Source organism: Roseococcus sp. YIM B11640, from assembly GCF_049727625.1.
In the GTDB taxonomy this organism is placed as follows: Bacteria; Pseudomonadota; Alphaproteobacteria; order Acetobacterales; family Acetobacteraceae; genus Roseococcus.
On record NZ_JBBJOZ010000002.1, the window covers coordinates 147,667 to 167,912 of the forward strand.

Consider the following 20,246-nt stretch of genomic DNA (forward strand, 5'->3'; position numbering starts at 1 on the left):
CATGGCGGAATTCGACCTGGTGGTGCGCGGCGGGGAGGTCGCGACCGGCCTCGGGACCATGCATTGCGACATCGGCGTCAAGGCCGGCCGCATCGTGGCGCTGGGCGAGAAGCTGGACGCGGCATCGCCCTCGATTTCCGCCGAGGGCCTGCTGGTCCTGCCCGGCGGCGTGGACACGCACTGCCATATCGAGGAAGCGCAGCCCGGCGGCGTGGCGGAGGAAAGCTTCGTCACCGCCAGCCGCTCCGCCTTCGCGGGCGGCACCACCTCGGTCGTCTGCTTCATTCCGCAATGGAAGGGCGGCGGCGTGCTGGAGCGCCATGCCGATGCCTCGGCCCGCGCGCAGAAGGGCATGGTCGACTACGGCTTCCACCAGATCATCGCCGACCCGACGGACGAGGTGCTGGAGAAGGAAATCCCGCAGCTCGTGGCCAAGGGTATCCGCAGCCTCAAGGTCTTCCTGACCTACGACAACGTGCACCTCAACGACGCCGAGTACCTCAAGGTGCTGGTGGCGGCGCGCAAGAACGGCTGCCTCGTCACCGTCCATTGCGAGAACTACGACGCGATCAACTGGCGCACCAAGGCGCTGCTCGCGGCGGGTCTGACGGCGCCGAAGTACCACGCCTGGTCGCGCCCGCCCGTGGTGGAGCGCGAGGCGACGCACCGCGCCATCGCGCTGGCCGAGCTGGTGGACCAGCCCATCCAGGTCTTCCATGTGAGCTGCGCCGAGGTCGCCGAGGAGATCGCCCGCGCCCAGGCGCGCGGCGTGAAGGTCTGGGGTGAGACCTGCCCGCAATACCTGACGCTCACCGCGGCCGATATGGACCGCCCCGGCTTGGAGGGCGCCAAGTTCATGTGCAGCCCCGCGCCCCGCGACGCCGCCGAGCACGAGCGCATGTGGGAGGTGATCCGCAAGGGCACGCTGGACGTGATCTCGTCGGACCACTGCGCCTTCAGCTTCGAGGGCGACAAGGGAAAGGCGCAGAACGGGCGCGACGCCGTGTTCCGCGACATTCCGAACGGCATCCCGGGCCTCGCCGCGCGCCTGCCCATCCTGTTCAGCGAGGGCGTCTCCAAGGGGCGCATCAGCCTGGACGATTTCGTCCGGCTGACGGCGACGAACCCGGCGCGGATCATGGGCCTCGCGACGCGCAAGGGCCGCATCGCGATCGGCGCGGATGCGGACCTCGTCATCTGGGACCCCCATGCGCGCCGCACCATCACCAACGCCATGATGCAGCATGTGGTCGACTACACGCCCTATGAGGGGCTGGAGGTCGTCGGCTGGCCGCAGGTCACGATCCGCCGCGGCGAGGTCGTGATGCGCGACGGCGTGGTGCAGGCGGAGCCCGGCACCTCGCAGTTCCTGCCGCGCGGCCCCTATGACTTCATCAAGCCGCGCGGCGTGCTGGCGAACGGGTTCGACGCGGCGCGGGCGGGCTAGATGCCCGCCAGCCGTCCCGGCAGCTCGGCGAGCCGCTCGGCCTCCGCATTGGCAAATGCCAGCCTGAGATGCCGTTCCTGCCCTGGCCCGAAGAAGGGGCCAGGCAGGCAGAGCAGTCCACGCTCGGCGGCCAGCGTCTCGGCGGCCGCCATGGCGTCCGGCGCGCCATCCGGCAGGCGCAGATAGGCGAAGTAGCTACCCATCGCGTCGATCCAGTCGGCGTTGAGCGCGGCGCGGCAGGCGGCGGCGCGGGCCTCCATGATGGCGCGGTTGCCCGCGCGCCACTCCCGCAGCGCCGGCACAGCCCAGGCCACCGCCCGCTGGGCCGGCCGCGCCGGGCAGATCTGGAGCGTGTCGAGCGCCTTGGCGAGCTGCCGCTGGAAGGCTGGCCCCGCCACCACGGCGCCCAGCCGGTGGCCCGGAATGCAGTAGGCCTTGGAGAAGCTGTAGAGGTGCACGAGCCCGTCCCGCCATTCCGGATCCTGGAACAGCGCATGCGGCGGGCCATCCGCCTCGGAGAGGAAGTCGCGATAGGTCTCGTCCAGGATGAGCCAGAGGCCGCGCCGCTTCGCGAGCGCCGCGAAGGCGTGGATCACCTCGGGGGGATAGACGGCGCCGGTCGGGTTGTTGGGCGTGACCAGCAGGATGGCGCGGGTGCGTCCGTCGATCAGCGCCTCGGCGCGGGCCGGGTCGGGGACGAAGCGGTCCTCGGGGCGGCAGGGCAGGGCGCGCGCCTCGATGCCCGACATGGAGAGGGCCATCTGGTGGTTGAAGTACCAGGGCGTGGGGACCAGCAGGTTGTCGCCGGGGCTGGCGATCACCTTGGCCGTCATGGCGAAGGCGAGGTTGCAGCCGGCGGTGATGGCGACGTCGGCGGTCGCGATGGCGGCGCCGTAGAAACCGCCCACATCCTCGGCCAGCGCCGCGCGCAGCGCCTCGTCGCCATTGATGGGGCCGTAGCCCGCCGTGTCGCGCGAGCCCGCGGCCTCCGCGATGCGGCGCATCAGCTCGGGATGCGGCGGGTAGCCGGGGACGGCCTGGGTGAGGTCGAGCGCCCGGCCCCGCGCGCCGTCATAGCGCGCCGCCCAGGCGCGGGCGGTGGGGATGGCCGGGTCGGCGGTTTCGAGAATCGTGGGAGAGAAGGCAGGCATGAGGCCAAATTGGCACCGGGCGCAGGCGGGAACCAGGGCATGACGGCGATCTTCGGCAGGCTGGCGGAGGGCGGCACGCGCCCAGACGAGGGCGGCGAGACCTTCCAGGACCTGCTGGCGGGCGGCGGCGCGCGGGTCGAGCGCATCCTCTCGCGCGGCGCGGCCAGCCCGCCGGGCTTGTGGTACGAGCAGGAATGGGACGAGTTCGTGCTGCTCGTCGCCGGCGCCGCCGTGCTCGGCTTCGAGGACGGGACGGAGCGAAGGATGGAGGCCGGCGACTATGCCATCCTCCCCGCCCGCTGCCGCCACCGCGTGGCGTGGACGGACCGCGAGACCTTGTGGCTCGCGGTCCACATGCCGCCGGGCTAGGCCGCGAAGAGCGACCAGACCCTGGGTGGCGTCAGCGGCATCTGCAGCGTGTCCGCCTGAGTCTTCCGCCCCGCGCGGGCCAGCGCATCCGCCACCGCATTCACCAGCGCGGGCGTGGCGCCGATGGTGCCGAGCTCGCCCACGCCCTTCACGCCGAGCGGATTGGTCTTGCACGGCACGGACTGGTCCAGCGCCGTGACATAGCCGGCCACCAGCACATCCGCGCGCGGCATGCAGTAGTCCTGGAAACTGGCGCTGAGCGGCTGGCCGCTCTCGGGGTCGTAGACCACGGCCTCGCACATCGCCTGGCCGAGGCCCTGCAGCGCGCCCCCCTGGATCTGCCCTTCCACGATCATCGGGTTCACCACGCGGCCCGCATCATTGACCGAGACATAGGAGATGACGTCGATCTCGCCCGTCTCGCGGTCGATCTCGACCTCGCAGATGTGACAGCCGTTCGGCCAGGTGGGGCCGTCCACCTTGGTGGTGGAGTCGATGAAGATCCGCCCCTCGGGCTGCTTCGCCGCGACCTCGAAGAGGCCGATCTCCCGGTCCGTGCCGGCCACGCGGAAGACGCCCGCCTGGTACTCCACATCCGCCGAGGCCACTTCCAGCGCATCGGCCGCGAGTTCCTTGCCCTGGTCCACGGCCTTGCCCGAGGCGACGCTGACGGCCGAGCCCGCGGTGAAGAGCGAGCGCGAGCCCGCGCTGCCGAAGCCCGTGCCACGGTCGGAATCGCCCATGACGATGCTGATCTTCTCGATCGGCACGCCGAAGACATCGACGGCGAGCTGCGCGTAGCTGGTCGCGATGCCCTGGCCCATCTGCTGCGTGGTCGCGTAGATCTCGATGCCGCCATCGCCCTTCACGGCGACGGTCACGCGTTCCTCCAGCGCATTGCCGCCGGTCCATTCCAGGAAGGTGGCGATGCCGCGTCCGCGCAGCTTGCCCTTCGCGGAGGACGCCGCCGCGCGCCCCTCGTAGCCGCCCCAGTCGGCGAGCTTGAGGCCCTGGTCCAGCATCTGCTCGAAGGCGCCGCTGTCGTAGGTCTGGCCCATGGCGTTGCGGTAGGGCATCTGCGCGGGCGCGATCATGTTGCGCCGGCGCAGCTCGGCCGGGTCCAGGCCCATCTTGCGGGCGGCGACGTCCATCAGCCGTTCGATGATGTAGATGGCCTCGGGCCGGCCCGCGCCGCGATAGGCGCCGGTGGGCGCCGTGTTGGTCATCAGCGCTGTGAAGGCAAAGTCGATGGTCTGGATGTCGTAGATGCTGGTCGAGACCCAGGGGCCGATGAGCAGCTGGATCGCGATGCCGGAATTGCGCGGATAAGCGCCGACATTGGCGAAGCCGCGCACGCGCAGTGCCAGCACCTTGCCCTCCGCATCGAGGGCCATCTCGGCGCGGCTGTCCACGTCGCGGCCATGCACGGCGGAGAGGAAGTCCTCGATGCGCGTGGCGGCCCATTTCACCGGGCGCTGCACGCGCCGCGCGGCGAAGGCGACGACCGCGTCCTCCGGGTAGAGGTTGGTCTTCATGCCGAAGCCGCCGCCCACATCGCCGATGACGACGCGCACGGTGCCCTTCTCCAGCCCCAGCAGGTCCACCAGCTGGTCGCGCGCGGTGGACGGCATCTGGCTGCTGAGGCGGACGGTGATGCGGCCGGTGGCGGCATCGTCCTCGGCCAGGACCACGCGAGGCTCCATGGGCGCGGGAGCCAGGCGCTGGTTCGCGATGTCCACGGCCACGACATGCGCGGCCTTGTCGAAGCCGGCCTGGGCGACGGCCTCGTCGCCATAGCGCGTCTGGGCCACGACCAGCGCCGGGTCGGCGGCGGCCTGGGAAATGACGGTGACGGACGGCAGCTCCTCGTAGTCCACCCAGATCGCCTCGGCGGCGTCGCGCGCGGCGGCGACGGTCTCGGCGATCACGGCGGCCACCGGCTCGCCCACGAAGCGCACCGTACCGGTCGCGAGCAGCGTCTGCGGCTGGGCCTGCAGCGGCGAGCCGTCGGAGCGCTTGAAGGGCAGGCCGGCCGTCATCGGCTTCACGCCGGCGGCGGCGAGGTCATCGCCCGTCAGCACCGCCAGCACGCCGGGGATCTCCAGCGCCGGGGCGGTGTCGATGGAGAGAATGCGCGCATGGGCGTGCGGGCTGCGCAGGAAGACGAGGTGGGAGACGCCCGCGGGCGCGAAATCCTCGGTGAAGCGGCCCTGGCCTTCCAGGAGGGCCTTGTCCTCCACGCGGCGCACCGCGCGTCCGCTGCCGAAGCGCCCGACGTCCATCTCCATGCCTGTCATCCTTATCAGGGGTCCTCGATTAAAGGCCGACCCGTCACGTGCCGCCAGTGGTGCCAGAGCAATCGGGCCGCGAGCGAGCGCTGCGGCGACCAGGCCAGGGCCATGCGCGCCAGGGCCACCGGCTTCGGCCGGTCCTCCAGCGCGAAGAGATGGCGTGCCGAATTGGCCAGCGCGATGTCGCCGGAGGGGAAGACGTCCAGGCGTCCCTCGGCGAAGAGCAGGTGGACTTCCGAGGTCCAGGGCCCGAGGCCCCGCACCGCGCTCATCATCGCGATGGCCTCGGCGTCCGGCAGGCCCTGCATGCGCGCGAAATCGAGCCGCCCGTCCAGGCAGGCCTCCGCCAGGGCGCGCGCATGCGCGGCCTTGGGGCGGGAGAGGCCGGCGACGCCGCAGAGGGTGGCGTCGTCCAGGGCCAGCAGCCCCTCCGGCGTCAGCGCGCCCGGCAGCGCCGAGAGCCGCGTCCAGATGGCGCCGGCCGCCTGGTTGCTGATCTGCTGGCCGCAGATGGTCCGCAGGATGCCCGCGAAGCCGCGCGGCCGCGTGCGCCAGGGCAGGGGCCCCGCCGCTTCCTCGATGCCCGCGAAGCGAGGCTCCAGCGCGAAGAGCTCGGCCCGGCCGTCAGAAAGCGGTGCGGAGGCGGAAGCTGAAGATGGAGACGGGGCCACGGTCCGCATTATAGGCCGGGTTCACCACAAGCTGATAGCCGAGGGCCGCGTTGACCCCAGGAAGCACGCGCGCGTCGTAGTAGACCTCGGTCACCCATTCCGGCGCGTAGTTCAGCCGCCCGTCGCCAGTGATGAAGCCGATCCCGCCCTGCTCCAGGTAGCGCTGACGGCCGGCGCTGATGAAGCCGATATTGGTGCCGAGGCCCAGGGTGTCGCGCGGGCGGTTCCAGCGGCCGCCCGTGAGCGCGCCGCCGAAGCTGATGGCGCGGTCCATCTCGGTGAACATCCAGTTCTGCGTGCGCCCGTCATTCCAGGAGAGCCGCGCGAAGACGCCGAAATCCTCGTTGATCTGCTGGTCGAAGGAGAGGGTGACGTTGTGCTTCAGCCGGTAGCCCGTCGGGTTCTTGCTGAAGGTGTCGAAGCCGTTGTTCTCGAGGTCTCGCCAGGTGGACTGCCGCGTGCGCGAGGCGCCGTAGATCACGCGCAGCGCGCCCTCCCGCTCACCGATCCGCCAGTGCCGCTCCACCGAACCGATGAGTTGGAAGGCACGGATCACCGAGGGGTCGAGCCAGAGGCCGTTCGCCTCGCGCGCCACGCGGAAGGCGCCGCCGCGCACGGCCCAGCGCCCGTTTTCCCATTCCAGCGCCGCGCCCTCGGTATAGCCGCGGGCGTCGGCCACATAGTCGAAGGCGCCGCCGCCCACCAGCGCCCAGCTCATGAACTGGGTGCGCGGATCGTGCGCGTAGCGGTTGTCGTCGAAGATGTCCCAGGCGCCGAACTTGCCGATGGTGAAGGTGATGCGCTCTCGCGCCATCGGCTCGCTGAAGCGAAGCGGGTCGTCATCCGAGGGGACCGTGTCGCCGGACAGGCCGATGGTCTGCCGGAAGAAGACGCGCGGCACGTAGAAGTTCGGCTCGGAGGTGCCGAGGCGGAAGGCCTCGCCATTGGGAAAGCTTGCCACGCCCGTGGAGTTGGACAGGCCAAACCCCCGCGTGACCGAGGGATTCACGATGATCTCCGCCCCGTGCCACAGCCGCCGGCCGAGGATGAGGTCGGTCGAGAGCGTGTTCCGGGCCTGGGGGGCGGGCGTCAGGCTCCCCTCCGCGCGGTAGGGCGAGGTGAAGCCTGGATGGCCCTGGAGGATGAAGGTCGCCTGGCCGCGCAGCAGCCAGCCCTGCTCCTCCAGCCGGTCCTGCAGCTCGGCCGCGCGGGGGATCAGGGCGTCCTCCGGCGGGCCGATATTGGCTACGCCGCCCGAGCCGTAGCGCCCGGTCTGGGCCCCGGCGACCGCGGGGCAGAGGAGCATGAGGAGGAGGGCGAGCCGGCGCATCGGCCCTCGCCTAGACCGGCGCCATGCCGTCCCGCAAGTTCGACTCGAAAACGTCACGGGCGGGTTTGACGGGCGGCGCGCATCCCCCGAAGCTGCGGCCCTCACCGGAGGAACACATGACCCAGCGTCCATACACCCAGGCCGATCTCGATGCGCTCTGCGCCTGGGATACGCCCACCATCTGCAATGCGCTGGAGCTCGTGGTTCCGGCCCGCCGCGGCTACGGCTACACGGTGCGGACCTTCGACTGCGCGCATCCGTCGTTGTCGCCCATCTGCGGCCCGGCCCGCGTCGGCACCATTCGCGCGCAGTTCCCGCACGGCCGCACCAAGGAAGCGGACCGCGCCTCCCGCATCGGCTGGTACGAATATGTCGCCAATACGGACATGCCGACGGTCGTCGTCCTGCAGGATCTCGACGACGTCCCTGGCACCGGCGCCTTCTGGGGCGAGGTGAACACCACGGTCCACAAGGGCCTGAAGGCGCTCGGCTGCGTCACCAACGGTTCGATCCGCGACCTCGACATGGTGGCGCCGGGCTTCCAGCTCCTGGGCATCATCAACCCGAGCCACGCCTTCGTGCACATCGTCGACTGGGGCCGCCCGGTTACCGTCCACGGCATGGCCGTGAACCATGACGAGGTCGTACACGCGGACCGCCACGGCGCCGTGGTGATCCCGGCCGATGCCGTGAAGGCCCTGCCGGCCGCGATCGACCTGCTGACGCGCAAGGAAGCCGTGATCCTGGAGATGGCCAAGCGGCCCGACTTCGACATCGGCAAGCTGCGCGAGGCGCTGTCCAAGTCCGACGAAATCCACTGAACGGTGCCGTTCGTCGAGAACGGCCCCGCGCCGCGTATCGTGGAGGGCTGGTTCCTTTGGGACCAGCCCTTGGCGTCTGTCCGTCCCGAATGGGTGGATGGCTACAAGCACATGAACATGGGCAACTACCTCGTCGCCTATGACCTGCAGACCGACCGGCTCTGGCCCCATATCGGACTGGGAAAGCCGCTGCGCGACCGGGGCCTCGGCACCTTCGCGGCGGAAGCCTGGCTCGACTACCAGCGGGAGATGCTGGAGGGCATGCCCATCGGCGGTGCCAGCCGTGTCATCTCCTTCGACGAGAAGCGCCTGCTCTGCCGTCACCGGATGACACATCTCACCGAGGGCTGGACGGCGTCCGAGCACGAGGTGCTCTACCTCTGCGTGGATCTCGGACTGCGGAAGGTGAGCACCTGGCCGCCCGAGATCATGGCGAAGTTCGCGGAGTACGCGACGGGCGAGACGCCGAAGCGCCTGGCCCTCAAGCGGAAGTGAACCTGCGGCGCAGCGGCCAGAGGATGGCCGCCAGCGTCATCACCCAGAGCGCGATGGAGACCGGCGAGGCCGCGAGCTCCATCACGTTTCCATCCGAGAGCGAGAGCGCGCGGCGGAGGTTGTCCTCCAGCATGCGGCCGAGCACGAAACCCAGCACGATCGGCACCAGCGGCACGTCCAGCTTGCGGAAGAGCCAGCCCATCAGCCCGAAGCCGATCGCGACCAGCAGGTCGAAGGCCGAGTTGCTGACGGCGTAGACGCCCGCGAAGCTCAGCGCCAGCACGCCCGGATAGAGCACCCAGGCCGGCACCGTCAGCAGCCGTGCGAAGACGCCGACCAGCGGCAGGTTCAGCAGCAGCAGCATCGCATTGCCGATGTACATCGACGCGATGAGGCCCCAGGCCACGTCCGGCCTTTGCGTGAACAGCAAGGGGCCCGGCGTGATGTTGTACATGAGCAGCGCGCCCAGCAGCACGGCCGTGGTGCCCGAGCCCGGGATGCCGAGCGAGAGCATGGGCACCAGGTTGCCGATCTGCGCCGCGTTGTCCGCCGTCTCGGGTGCCGCGACGCCGCGCAAATCGCCTTTGCCGAAGGTGCCCTCGCTCTCGTGCAACCGCTTCTCGGCCGTGTAGGAGAGGGCGGAGGCAACGGAGGCGCCGGCCCCGGGCAGCACGCCGATGACAAAGCCGATGCCCGTCGCGCGGAACATCGCGGGCAGGCAGAAGACGATCTCCCGCAGGGAGAGGCGCTTCCCGCCGCCGATCTTGGCCGCCTCGGCGCGCAGGTTGCTCTCGATCAGCAGCAGGATCTCGCCGATGGCGAAGAGGCCGACCGCGAGCACCGTGAAGTCCAGCCCGCCCAGCAGCTCCAGCGAGCCGCCGGTGAAGCGCTCGACGCCCGTGCCGGAATCCACCCCCACCAGCGCCAGCATCACGCCGAGCGCTCCCGCCGCCCAGGCCTTGGGCGCCGACGCGCCGCCGACCGCGCCCAGCAGCGAGAGCGCGAAGGCGATCAGCGCCACGTAGTCCGCCGGCGAGAAAGCGACCGCCACGCGGGCCAGCGGCACGGACAGGAAGCTCATCAGCACCACCGAGAGGGTGGCGCCCAGGAAGCTGCCGATGCCGGATATGGCCAGCGCCGCACCGCCACGCCCCTGCTTGGCGAGCGGATGCCCATCCAGCGTCGTGAGCACGGCCGAAGGCTCGCCCGGCATGTTGAGCAGGATTGCCGTGATGCGCCCGCCGTAGCCGGAGCCGTAGTAGACGGCGGCGAGGAGGATCAGCGCGCTCTCGGGCGGCAGGCGCAGCGCGAGGCAGAAGGGCAGCAGCAGCGCGATGGCATTCAGCGGCCCGATGCCGGGCAGCACGCCGATGGCCGTGCCGATGATGCAGCCGAGGAAGGCGAGCGCCAGGTTCGTCGGCACCAGTGCCACGGCAAACCCGCCACCCAGTGCGTTCAGCGTGTCCATCATGCGCCGAGCAGTCCCTTCGGCAGGGGCAGGTCCAGCAGCCGGTCGAACAGCGCCCAGAGCGCCACGCTGGTGGCGGCACCCGTCAGCAGGGCGGGCAGGGGACGCGCGCCGAAGAGCAGCGCGACGGCCACCGCCAGCAGCGCCGTGCCGATGAGGAAGCCGAGCGTCTCCAGCACCAACGCATAGGCGACCATAGCGACGACCAACAGCAAGGGCGCCAGCTTCCGCTCGGGCCATTCGAAGGTCGCGCCGCGCGCGATCAGCAGCAGCAATCCGCAGGCGCCGAGCACCACGGCGACGGCCGAGGGAAAGCCGCGCGGACCGAGCGGGTCGGCCGCAAAGGGCACCTCCCAGGATTGGGCGGCCCAGATCGCGCCGCCGGCCAGGACGAGCAGGACAACTCCCAGCACGCGATCCGCGGAAATCACTGGCTGATCAGCCCCACGTCGCGCGCCAGCTGCCGGAACTCCGCCGTACGGCGCTTGGCCAGCGCGTCGAACTCGGCGCCCGACATGTTGAACTCGAAGAGGCCCTGTGCCGCGCGCTGCTCCGGAAAGGCCGGGTGCTGCTGCAGCTTCCGGATGGCTTCCACCCAGAAGTTGTAGGCGGCATCGGGCATCTGCGGCGGGCCGTAGAAGCCGCGCACGATGGGCCATTCCGCCTCGAAGCCCTGCTCCTTCGCCGTCGGCACGGCGGCCATCGCGCCGGGCAGCCGTTCCGCCGAAAGAACGGCCAGCAGCCGGATCTCGCCCGCCTCGAACTGGCCGCGCGCCTCGGATGCATCGACCGGCGCCATCTGGATATGTCCGCCGAGCAGCGCGGCCAGCGTCTGGCCGCCACCCTCGAAGGGAACGTAGCGCATGCGGCGTGGGTCTACGCCCGCCGCGCGCGCGATCAGCGCGGCCTTGGTCCAGTCCTGGCTGCCCACGGCGCCGCCGGCCCCCATGGGAACGCCGGCGGGGTTGGCGCGCAGCGCGGTCACGAGGTCGCCCAGATTCTGGAAGGCGCTGTCCTTCTTCACCGCGATCACGCCGTAGTCAGCGCCGATGGTTCCGATCCAGCGAACGTCGTTCTCGCCGAAGCGGCCGAAGCGTCCTGTCGCCATGTTCACCCAGGAACCGGTGGAGACCGCGACGATCACGTTCGGGTCCGCGCGACGCTGCGCGTTGATGTGGTTGATCGCGACCGCGCCGATGCCGCCGGGCATGTTCTGCGTGCGGATGGCAGGCCCCACGATGCCCGTCTCGTTCAGCATGCGCGCGGTCAGCCGGCAGGTGATGTCGAAGCCGCCGCCCGGGGCCGCCCCGGCGATGCATTCCGGATTCTGCGGCGTGAAGCCCTGGGCCGTCGCGGGCAGGGGAAGAAGGGTCGTGGCGGCGAGAAGCGCGCGTCGTTGCATGGTCGTGATCCTGTCGGCGTCCCAACGAAAATGCCTGAGACTGCCGATGATGTCATGCGTCGCTGCACAAGCGGGCGGCAGTCGCAGGATGATGTCCTTCGCCGGATGGGGCGGGCGCGGTTGACGCCATCGGGAGCGCGCGGGAGCATCCCCACAGGTTGCATACGGGGCGAGCCTTGAGCGCAGAGATCATCTTCACGGGCGGGTCGGTTTTCCGCGGGCTTGCGGGCGGCATGGCGGAGGCGCTGGCCGTTTCGGGCGGCAAGGTCGTGGCCGTCGGTTCGCGCGACGAGGTCGAATCTTTCGCAGGTGCGAAGACGCGCCGCGTGGACCTCGAGGGACGGCTCGCGATCCCGGCCTTCAACGAAGCGCATATGCATTTGCTGCCCTTCGGCCTCGGGCTCTCGATGGTGAACCTTCGCGCGGAGGAGGTCCGAACCCGTGACGAGGCGCTGCGCCGGTTGCGCGACGCCGCGAAGCAACGCCCCAAGGGGGAGTGGGTTGTGGGCCGCGGCTACGACCACGGCGCGCTCGATATTGGTCGCCACCCCACGGTGTCGGAGCTCGACGCCGCTGTTCCGGACCATCCTGTCTTCATCGTCCGCACCTGTGGGCATATGGGCGTCGCCAACACGGCGGCGTTGCGGGCGGCGGGCATCGGCCACAACACGCCGGACCCGGAGGGCGGAGTGATCGAGCGGCGCGACGGCGCGCTCACGGGCCTCATCCAGGAACGGGCCATGAGCCTCATCAAGGCCGCGATTCCCTCGCCGGCCGAGGCGCAGATGGTCGATGCCATCGAAGCCGCGGGCCGCTTCCTGGCCGAGCGCGGTTTTGCTTCCGCCACCGACATGAATGTCGGCATGACGGCCGATCTGGCGGAGGTCGGGGCCTATGAGCGCGCGGTGCGCGATGGGCGCTGCCTGCAGCGCATGTGGATGGTGATCGCGGGCAATCCCGAAGGCATCGGCGATGCCGCCTGGGACGCCGGCATGCGCCCCTGGAAGCCGGGCGACGACCTTCATGCCATGCTGCGCTGGGGTGCGGCCAAGGTCTTCGCCGATGGCAGCGCGGGAGGGCTTACCGCAGCCTTCTTCGACCCCTACCTCGCCAGCGCGGGCGGCGGCACGGGCGTCTTCACCTTCCCGGACGACAAGATCCATGCCCTGCTGAAGAAGTATCACGAGCAGGGCTGGCAGCTTGACATCCACGCCATCGGCGATGCGGCGATCGAGCAGGTGCTGGTGGGCATGGAGGAAGCGGGGGCTTCCCCCGAACGCCGCCACCGCATCGAGCATTGCGGCTTCGTCACGCGCGACCAGCGGCGGCGCATGAAGGCGCGCGGCATTCTGCCCATCCCGCAGCCCGCCTTCATGTACGAGTTCGGCGACCTCTACCTGAAGAACCTCGGCCTGCCGCGCACCGAGAATGCCTATCCGATGAAGACCTGGCTGGACGAGGGGCATCACCCGGCGGCGTCGACGGACTCGCCAGTCTCGAACGTGGATCCCTTCCCGAACCTCTTCACCATGGTCACGCGCAAGACCAACCAGGGCACGGTCTTCGGGCCGGACGAGCGCCTCTCCATCCAGGAGGCGCTGCACTGCTACACTTGGTGCGGCGCGCATTCGACCTTCGCCGAGAATGTACGCGGCACGCTGGAGCCGGGCATGGATGCCGATATCGCGGTGCTCTCGCAGGACATCACGGAGATCCCGCCCGACGAGTATCTGGGCGTGAAGGCGGACCTCACGCTGCGCGGCGGCGTGTCCATCTTCGATCGCCATGGGGCGCTGGCCTGATGCTGCGCCATGCGCTGCAACGCATCGGGCTTGCCATACCCGTCCTCTTCGGTGTCCTGCTCATCGGCTTCCTGCTCATGCAGGTCGTGCCGACGGACCCCGCGACCGTGCGCGCCGGCCCGCAGGCGACGCAGGAGGTGATCCAGGCCATCCGCGCCGAGCTCGGCCTCGACGAGCCGGTCTGGGTGCAGTTCGGTAAGTATCTCTGGCGCCTCGCCCAGGGAGATCTCGGCGTCTCCATCATCAACAACGTCGCGGTGACGGAGGAGCTCGGCAACACCATCGGCCCGACGCTGGAGCTGATGTTCGCCGCGCTGTTCTGGTCCATCCCGCTCGGCATCTTCCTCGGCACGATCGCCGCCTATTGGCGCGGCTCGATCCTGGATCGCCTGGTGATGGCGGTGAGCGTGGCGGGCGTTTCGGTGCCGGTCTTCTTCCTCGGCCTGCTGCTCATCTGGTTCGTGGGCTTCCAATGGCAGCTGCTGCCCTTCACGGGCCGCGCGGGTCCGCTCTGGACCATGGACGGGCTGCTCGCGATCATCCTGCCGGCGGTCACGCTGGGCGGTGTCTTCATCGGGCCGGTGGCGCGTATGACGCGCACGGCCGTGGTCGACCAGCTCTCGGCCGAGCATGTCCGCACCGCCCGCGCCAAGGGCCTGCCGGAAAGCCAGGTCGTAGCGCTGCACGCGCTGCGCAACGCGCTTATTCCGGTGGTGACGCTGATCGGGCTGCAGATCGGCTTCCTGCTCGGCGGCGCGGTGGTGACCGAGACCATCTTCTCCTGGCCCGGGGTAGGGCGGCTGGCGGTCGGCGCCATCCTCTCGGCCGATTTTCCGATGGCCCAGGGCACGATCATCGTCCTCAGCGCGGGCTTCATCATCGTGAACCTCGCGGTGGACCTTCTTTATGCGGTGCTCGACCCGCGGGTGCGGCAGGCATGAGCACGATCACGATGGAAGCCGAGGTGAAGGCGCCGAAGCGGCCGAGCGTCCTGCGCATGCTGATGCGCGACACGGGCGGCATCGTCAGCCTGGTCATCGTGCTGCTGGTGGTGCTGGCGGCGGTGTTCGCGCCCTGGCTCTCGCCGCGCGACCCCTACGAGACGGACCTGCTCGCCATCATGCAGCCGCCGTCCGAGCAGTACTGGCTGGGCACGGACGGGCAGGGGCGGGATATCCTGGCTCGCATGCTCTACGGCCTGCAGGTGACGCTCTTCATGGGCCTCGCCTCGCTGCTCGTGGGCGGGGTGATCGGCGCGGTGATCGGCTTCGCGGCAGCCTTCTATAAGCGGATCGACGGGCTGCTCATGCGGCTCATGGACATCATGCTGAGCTTCCCGGCCATCCTCTTCGGCCTGGCGCTGGCGGCGATCTTCGGGCCGGGGCTCACCTCGGTCATCATCGCGCTCTCCATCGCCACCGTGCCGCTGATGGCGCGCATCGTGCGCGGCTCGGCCCTCGTGGTCATGGGGCTCGACTACATCGAGGCTGCGCGCGCCACGGGCATGAGCGACACGCGGCTCATCCTGAAGCATCTGGCACCCAACTGCCTCTCGCCGATCTTCGTCTTCTCGACGCTGCGGCTGGGGCAGGTGATCCTGCTGGGCTCGGCGCTCTCCTTCCTCGGCCTCGGCGCGCAGCCGCCGGTGGCGGAGCTCGGCGCCATGGCGGCGCAGGGGCGCAGCTTCCTCTTCATCGCCCCGCACATCAGCGTCATCCCCTCGCTCGGGATCTTCGTGATCGTGCTGGCCTTCAACCTGCTGGGGGATGCGCTGCGCGACGCGCTCGACCCCCGGCTGCGCATCTGAACCATGGGAGAGACTCGAATGACGACGATTTGGCGACGCGCGGCGCTGGGCGGCCTCGCCGCCCTCGGCCTCGCGGTCACGGCGCAAGCCCAGACGCAGCCGCGCAACCAGATCACCATCATGCGCGAGATCGACAGCGACCGGTACGATCCGCACCGCTCCACCGCGCTCGCGGGCGGCGAGGTGATCCAGACGCTCTCCGATACGCTGGTGAGCATGGATTTCGACATGCGCACCATCCGGCCCGGCCTGGCCGAGCGGTGGGAGGTGAGCCCGGACGGCAAGACCTACACCTTCCACCTGCGTTCCGGCGTCACCTTCTGCGACGGCAAGCCCTTCACGGCCGAGGACGTGGTCTACAGCATCAACCGCTGGATCGGCCGCACCACGCCCCGCGTGGTCTCGCCCGTCGCCTGGCGCGCGGGCCCGGTGAAGGAAGTCCGCGCCACCGGGCCGCTCACGGTCGAGTATGAGCTGACCGAGCCCTTCGGCGAGCTTCTCTCCCAGCTCAGCCAGTATTTCGGCGTGATCGTGGACCGCGCGACGGTCGAGCGCCTGGGCGACAATTTCGGCGTGCAGGGCTTCAACGGCACCGGCCCCTATTGCTGGGGCAGCTGGACGCCGCGCTCCGAGCTCGTCACCACCCGCCACCCGACCTACCGCTGGGGCCCGCCGGTCCTGCAGAACCAGGGTCCGGCGCATGTCGAGCGCATCGTCTGGCGCGTGATCCCCGAAGCCGCGGCACGCGTCGCCGCCATCCAGGCCGGCCAGGCGGACATCACCCAGTACATCCCCGAGGCGTTCTGGGACGCGATGCGCCGCGTGCCCACCATCCGCTTCAGCACCCAGGAAAACTACTTCTGGGACGTGTTCATGGGCTTCAAGGTCGACAAGCCCGTGGTCAACGATCCGGTCATCCGCCGCGCCGCGCACATGGCCGTGGACCGCACGGGCCTCGTCCGCGCCGTGTGGTCGGGCCACGCCCTGGCGGCCCGCAACATCGTGAACCCGAACACGCTCGACTACGACGCGCAGTCGGATGCGATGGTGCCGAACTACGACCCCGCCGCCGCCCGCCGCATGCTGGATGAGGCGGGCTGGCGCATGGGTTCCGACGGCATCCGCGTGAAGGACGGCCAGCGTGCCTCCTTCGTGATGTTCGGCATCACCAACCTCAACAACCAGCGCAGCGCCGAGATCATCCAGCAGGGCCTGCGCCAGGTCGGCATCGAGATGCGCGTGCAGCTCTTCGACGCCACGGTGGCCTGGGGCCGGCTCGCGACGCAGGAGTTCGACGCCTACATCCTGAGCTATCCCTACATCTCGACCACGGATGCGCTGTCGCTCTACTGGCACAGCCGCAACCGGCCTTCGCCGAACCGCATGAACTGGAACGACCCCGAGACCGACGCCTGGCTGGAAGAGGCCCGCCGCGGCACCGATCCGGCCCGCCGCGCGGAGGTGACGGCGCTGATCCAGCGGCGGCTCGCCGAGCAGGCGCCCTGGCTGACGTTGGCGCGCACGCAGCTTGGCGTCTTCTCCACCCAGCGCGTGGATGGCGTGCGGGCGCACGGCCTCTACGGCATCGGCATCTACCGCGGGCTCGACCTGCGCGTGGTGCGCTAAGCTACCTACCCCTCGGGCGGGCTGCCGTTGGGGGCGGCCCGCCCCATCCGACTGCGGAGCAAGAAGAAATGGCCATCACCCTGATCAAGGGCGCCGACCTCGTCGTCGCCTGGGACGCTTCCGAGAAGCGCCACGCCTACATGCCGGGCGGCGACGTCGCCTTCGAGGACGGCGTCATCCGCTTCGTCGGGCGCGGCTATGAGGGGGTGGCGGACGAGGTCATCTCGGGCAGCGGCCTCATGGTGATGCCCGGCCTCGTGAACATCCACTCGCACCCGTCCAGCGAGCCGATGAACAAGGGGCTGATCGACGAGATCGGCAGCCCGGGCCTCTATAACTCCTCGCTCTACGAATACATGCCGATCTTCCGCACGGATGCGGAAGCCGTGCCCGACTGCGTGCGCGTGGCGCTCTCCGAGCTGCTGCTGAGCGGCGTCACCACCCTGGCCGACCTGTCCATGGCGCATCCCGGCTGGCTGGACCTGCTGGCGGAATCCGGCATGCGCGTCTGCATCGCGCCGATGTTCAAGTCGGCCCGGTGGTTCACGAAGAACGGCCACGTGGTCGAGTACGAATGGGACGAGAAGGCCGGCGTGAAGGCGATGGAGGAGGCCTTCACCCTCATACAGCGCGCCGAGCAGCACCCCTCGGGCCGCCTCTTCGGCATGGCCTGCCCCGCGCAGATCGACACCTGCGCACCCGAGCTCCTGCGCGACAGCCGGGCGGAGGCGCGGGCGCGAGGCATCTCCTGGCAGATCCACGCGGCGCAGTCCGTCTCCGAGTTCCACGAGATCACGCGCCGCCACGGCTTCACGCCCATCCAGTGGCTGCACGAGATGGGGCTGCTGGACGAGCGTGCGGTCATCGGCCACGGCATCTTCCTGGACGACCATACCAGCACGCCCTGGCACACGAAGAAGGACGTCTCGATCCTGGCGGAGACGGGCACCACCGTCGCCCATTGCCCGACGGTCTTCGCCCGGCGCGGCATCACGCTGCGCGATTTCGGCCGCTACCGCCGCAACGGCGTGAACATGGGCGTGGGCACCGACACCTACCCCCACAACATGGTCGATGAGCTGCGCCTCGTCGCCTACCTGGCCCGCACCCAGGCGAACGATCCGCGCACGACCACGACCAGCGAGATCTTCGACGCCGCGACGATCGGCGGCGCGCGGGCGCTGGGCCGGGACGACATCGGCCGCCTCGCGGCCGGCTGCCGCGCGGACTTCGTGCTGGTGGACGCGACCCACCCCCGCATGCAGCCCAACCACGATCCGGTGCGCGCGCTGATCTACGCCGCCGGCGACCGCGCCATCCGCGACGTCTATGTGGACGGCCAGCAGGTGGTGAAGGACGGCCAGGTGATGACGATGGACTTCAAGGCGGCGGCCCTGGCGCTGTCGGAAGCCCAGAAGCGCATTGTCGCCCAGGTGCCGGAGCGCGACTGGGCGCACCGGACGGCGGACAAGATCGCGGTGCCGACCTTCAAGTGGCTGTGACCCAACCCCTGTTGCGCGTCGAGGAGCTGCGGACCGTCTTCCGCACCTCCGGCAGCGAGGTCACGGCCGTGGACGGCGTCTCGCTGGAAGTCGAGCGTGGCCGCACGCTCGGCATCGTGGGCGAGAGCGGTTGCGGGAAGTCCGTGCTCTCGCTCTCCATCATGCGGCTCATCGCGCATCCGGGGCGCATCGCCTCGGGCCGCGTGCTGCTGGAGGGCAGGGACCTCGCAGGCCTTTCCAACTCGGAGATGCGCCAGGTGCGCGGCCGCGACATCGGCATGATCTTCCAGGAGCCGATGACCTCGCTGAACCCGGTCCACACGGTCGGGTTCCAGATCACCGAGGGTATCCGCGTCCACGAACCCAAGGCGAGCAAGGCCGAGTTGCGGGAACGCGGGATCGCCGCGCTGAAGCGCGTCCGCATCCCGTCGCCCGAGCGCCGCTTCGACGAATATCCGCACCAGCTTTCCGGCGGCATGCGCCAGCGCGTCATGATCGCCATGGCGCTCGCCTGCTCGCCGCGCCTGCTCATCGCCGACGAGCCGACGACCGCGCTCGACGTCACGGTGCAGGCGCAGATCCTGGAGCTGCTCCGCGACCTCCAGGCCGAGACGGGGATGTCCATCATCCTCATCACCCACGATCTCGGCGTCGTGGCGGAGATGGCGGACGACGTGGCGGTGATGTACGCCGGCCGCGTGGTGGAGCGGACTTCCGCACGCGCGTTGTTCGAGGATCCGCAGCATCCCTACACGCTGGGCCTGCTCGGCTCCGTACCCCGGCTGGACGAGGAGCGCGAGCGGCTGCTGGCTATCCGCGGCTCCGTGCCGCCGCCCTTCGCGCTGCCCAGCGGCTGCCGGTTCAACCCGCGCTGCCCCTTCGCCACGGAGACCTGCCGTTCGGAAGTTCCCATGCTGCGGACCATCATCCCCGGGCACGAGGCCGCCTGCCTGCGCGCGCCGATCGAAGAGAGCGTCGCGGCATGAGCGAGACCCTGCTCGAGGTCGAGGGCCTCGCCAAGCATTACCCCGTCCGTGCGGGCCTGATCCGTGCGAAGCAGATCGGCGTGGTGCGCGCCGTGGACGGCGTCTCCTTCAAGATGAAGCGGGGGGAGACCCTGGCCCTGGTAGGTGAGAGCGGCTGCGGCAAGTCCACCACCGCACGGCTGGTCCTGCAGCTTATCGAGCCGAGCGCCGGCAGCGTGCGGTTCGAGGGCGCGGAGGTGACGAAGCTCTCCGGCGCCGAGCTGAAAGCCTTCCGCCGCCGCGCCCAGATCGTCTTCCAGGACCCCTATGCCTCGCTCAATCCACGCCTGTCGGTGGGCGAGACGATCATGGAGCCCATGGAGGTCCATGGCATCGGAGACCCGGCCTCCCGCCGCGCGCGGGCAGAGGAGCTGCTGCGCCTGGTGGGCCTCGCGCCCTATCACGCCCAGCGCTTCGCGCATGAGTTCAGTGGCGGCCAGCGCCAGCGCATCGGCATCGCGCGCGCGCTCGCGGTGGAGCCCGATGTGGTGATCTGCGACGAGCCGGTCTCGGCGCTCGACGTGTCGATCCAGGCTCAGGTGGTGAACCTGCTGCGCGACCTGCAGAAGCGGCTGGGGCTGTCCTACCTCTTCATCGCGCATGATCTCGCGGTGGTGAAGCATGTCGCGGATCGGATCGCGGTCATGTATCTCGGCCGCATCGTGGAGATCGCCGAGAAGCGCGAGCTTTTCGCAAATCCGCGCCATCCCTATACGCGCGCGCTGCTGGCCGCGATTCCGCATCCGGACCCGGCGCGGCGCGGCAAGGTCAAGCCGCTGGGCGGCGATCTGCCGAGCCCGCTGAACCCGCCCCCGGGCTGCCGCTTCCACACGCGCTGCCCCTATGCCCAGCAGGTCTGCAAGGAGAAGGATCCGGTGCTGACCAACGGCGTGGCCTGCCACCTGGCGGACCAGCTGCCGCCGCCGGATCTCGACTTCTCGGGCGGCCTCACGGAGAAGGCGTCGCAGCGCCTCGCTCTCTATGCGGCGGCGGCGGAAGGGTGATTCCCAGACCGGACAAGCCCGTCTAACGTCCGGAC

18 protein-coding genes are annotated in these 20,246 nt (G+C 69.9%); 11 read left to right on the forward strand and 7 right to left on the reverse strand.

Annotated features, from left to right (window positions below):
- The first annotated feature begins 1 nt into the window (after window position 1).
- Window positions 2-1,447, forward strand: coding sequence for a dihydropyrimidinase (gene hydA, locus WJM96_RS08160; RefSeq protein ID WP_424811975.1), 1,446 nt, complete (start codon window positions 2-4; stop codon window positions 1,445-1,447).
- Here hydA and WJM96_RS08165 read toward each other — a convergent pair.
- Window positions 1,444-2,598, reverse strand: coding sequence for an aminotransferase (locus tag WJM96_RS08165; protein ID WP_424811976.1), 1,155 nt, complete (start codon window positions 2,596-2,598; stop codon window positions 1,444-1,446). The genes hydA and WJM96_RS08165 overlap by 4 nt on opposite strands.
- 39 nt (window positions 2,599-2,637) lie before the next feature.
- On the opposite strand from WJM96_RS08165, the gene WJM96_RS08170 reads away from it, so the two are divergent.
- Window positions 2,638-2,967: a cupin domain-containing protein gene (locus WJM96_RS08170; RefSeq protein ID WP_424811977.1), complete on the forward strand. Its 330-nt coding sequence runs from the start codon at window positions 2,638-2,640 to the stop codon at window positions 2,965-2,967.
- Here the strand turns inward: WJM96_RS08170 and WJM96_RS08175 are convergent.
- Genes WJM96_RS08175 through WJM96_RS08185 form a run of 3 tightly spaced genes read right to left on the reverse strand, consistent with a single transcriptional unit; the run spans window position 2,964 to window position 7,259 of the window.
- Window positions 2,964-5,255, reverse strand: coding sequence for a xanthine dehydrogenase family protein molybdopterin-binding subunit (locus WJM96_RS08175; protein WP_424811978.1), 2,292 nt, complete (start codon window positions 5,253-5,255; stop codon window positions 2,964-2,966). The genes WJM96_RS08170 and WJM96_RS08175 overlap by 4 nt on opposite strands.
- Window positions 5,256-5,269: 14 nt before the next feature.
- Window positions 5,270-5,929, reverse strand: a complete 660-nt coding sequence (locus tag WJM96_RS08180) for a DNA-3-methyladenine glycosylase family protein (RefSeq protein ID WP_424811979.1) — start codon at window positions 5,927-5,929, stop codon at window positions 5,270-5,272.
- A complete protein-coding gene (locus WJM96_RS08185; RefSeq protein WP_424811980.1) occupies window positions 5,883-7,259 on the reverse strand; it encodes a carbohydrate porin in 1,377 nt (458 codons plus the stop codon). Before WJM96_RS08185 ends, WJM96_RS08180 begins: the two co-directional genes overlap by 47 nt.
- A 116-nt stretch (window positions 7,260-7,375) precedes the next feature.
- On the opposite strand from WJM96_RS08185, the gene WJM96_RS08190 reads away from it, so the two are divergent.
- Window positions 7,376-8,080, forward strand: coding sequence for an RraA family protein (locus WJM96_RS08190; protein ID WP_424811981.1), 705 nt, complete (start codon window positions 7,376-7,378; stop codon window positions 8,078-8,080).
- A 3-nt stretch (window positions 8,081-8,083) separates the two neighbouring features.
- Window positions 8,084-8,575, forward strand: coding sequence for a thioesterase family protein (locus tag WJM96_RS08195; protein ID WP_424811982.1), 492 nt, complete (start codon window positions 8,084-8,086; stop codon window positions 8,573-8,575).
- On the opposite strand, the gene WJM96_RS08200 is transcribed toward WJM96_RS08195, so the two are convergent.
- Genes WJM96_RS08200 through WJM96_RS08210 form a run of 3 tightly spaced genes read right to left on the reverse strand, consistent with a single transcriptional unit; the run spans window position 8,562 to window position 11,445 of the window.
- Window positions 8,562-10,046 carry a tripartite tricarboxylate transporter permease gene (locus WJM96_RS08200; protein ID WP_424811983.1) on the reverse strand — a complete coding sequence of 495 codons (1,485 nt, stop codon included), beginning with the start codon at window positions 10,044-10,046 and terminating at the stop codon, window positions 8,562-8,564. The genes WJM96_RS08195 and WJM96_RS08200 overlap by 14 nt on opposite strands.
- Entirely contained in the window at window positions 10,043-10,456 is a 414-nt protein-coding gene (locus WJM96_RS08205; RefSeq protein WP_424811984.1) for a tripartite tricarboxylate transporter TctB family protein, read from the reverse strand. Before WJM96_RS08205 ends, WJM96_RS08200 begins: the two co-directional genes overlap by 4 nt.
- A 14-nt stretch (window positions 10,457-10,470) precedes the next feature.
- Entirely contained in the window at window positions 10,471-11,445 is a 975-nt protein-coding gene (locus WJM96_RS08210) for a tripartite tricarboxylate transporter substrate binding protein (protein WP_424811985.1), read from the reverse strand.
- A 176-nt stretch (window positions 11,446-11,621) separates the two neighbouring features.
- Between WJM96_RS08210 and WJM96_RS08215 the strand changes: the two genes are divergently transcribed.
- The 7 genes from WJM96_RS08215 (at window position 11,622) to WJM96_RS08245 (ending at window position 20,211) form a co-directional block, all read left to right on the forward strand.
- Window positions 11,622-13,247, forward strand: coding sequence for an amidohydrolase (locus WJM96_RS08215; RefSeq protein WP_424811986.1), 1,626 nt, complete (start codon window positions 11,622-11,624; stop codon window positions 13,245-13,247).
- Window positions 13,247-14,188, forward strand: a complete 942-nt coding sequence (locus WJM96_RS08220) for an ABC transporter permease (RefSeq protein ID WP_424811987.1) — start codon at window positions 13,247-13,249, stop codon at window positions 14,186-14,188. Before WJM96_RS08215 ends, WJM96_RS08220 begins: the two co-directional genes overlap by 1 nt.
- The gene (locus WJM96_RS08225) at window positions 14,185-15,054 is read left to right on the forward strand and encodes an ABC transporter permease (protein WP_424811988.1); all 870 of its coding nucleotides are present in this window, start codon (window positions 14,185-14,187) and stop codon (window positions 15,052-15,054) included. Before WJM96_RS08220 ends, WJM96_RS08225 begins: the two co-directional genes overlap by 4 nt.
- Before the next feature lie 18 nt (window positions 15,055-15,072).
- A complete protein-coding gene (locus WJM96_RS08230) occupies window positions 15,073-16,680 on the forward strand; it encodes an ABC transporter substrate-binding protein (RefSeq protein WP_424811989.1) in 1,608 nt (535 codons plus the stop codon).
- A gap of 68 nt (window positions 16,681-16,748) precedes the next feature.
- On the forward strand, window positions 16,749-18,182 hold the full coding sequence (locus WJM96_RS08235) for an amidohydrolase family protein (RefSeq protein ID WP_424811990.1): 1,434 nt from the start codon (window positions 16,749-16,751) through the stop codon (window positions 18,180-18,182).
- Window positions 18,179-19,168, forward strand: a complete 990-nt coding sequence (locus WJM96_RS08240) for an ABC transporter ATP-binding protein (protein WP_424813082.1) — start codon at window positions 18,179-18,181, stop codon at window positions 19,166-19,168. The genes WJM96_RS08235 and WJM96_RS08240 overlap by 4 nt, the downstream gene beginning before the upstream one ends.
- The gene (locus WJM96_RS08245; protein ID WP_424811991.1) at window positions 19,165-20,211 is read left to right on the forward strand and encodes an ABC transporter ATP-binding protein; all 1,047 of its coding nucleotides are present in this window, start codon (window positions 19,165-19,167) and stop codon (window positions 20,209-20,211) included. Before WJM96_RS08240 ends, WJM96_RS08245 begins: the two co-directional genes overlap by 4 nt.
- Window positions 20,212-20,246 lie beyond the last annotated feature (35 nt).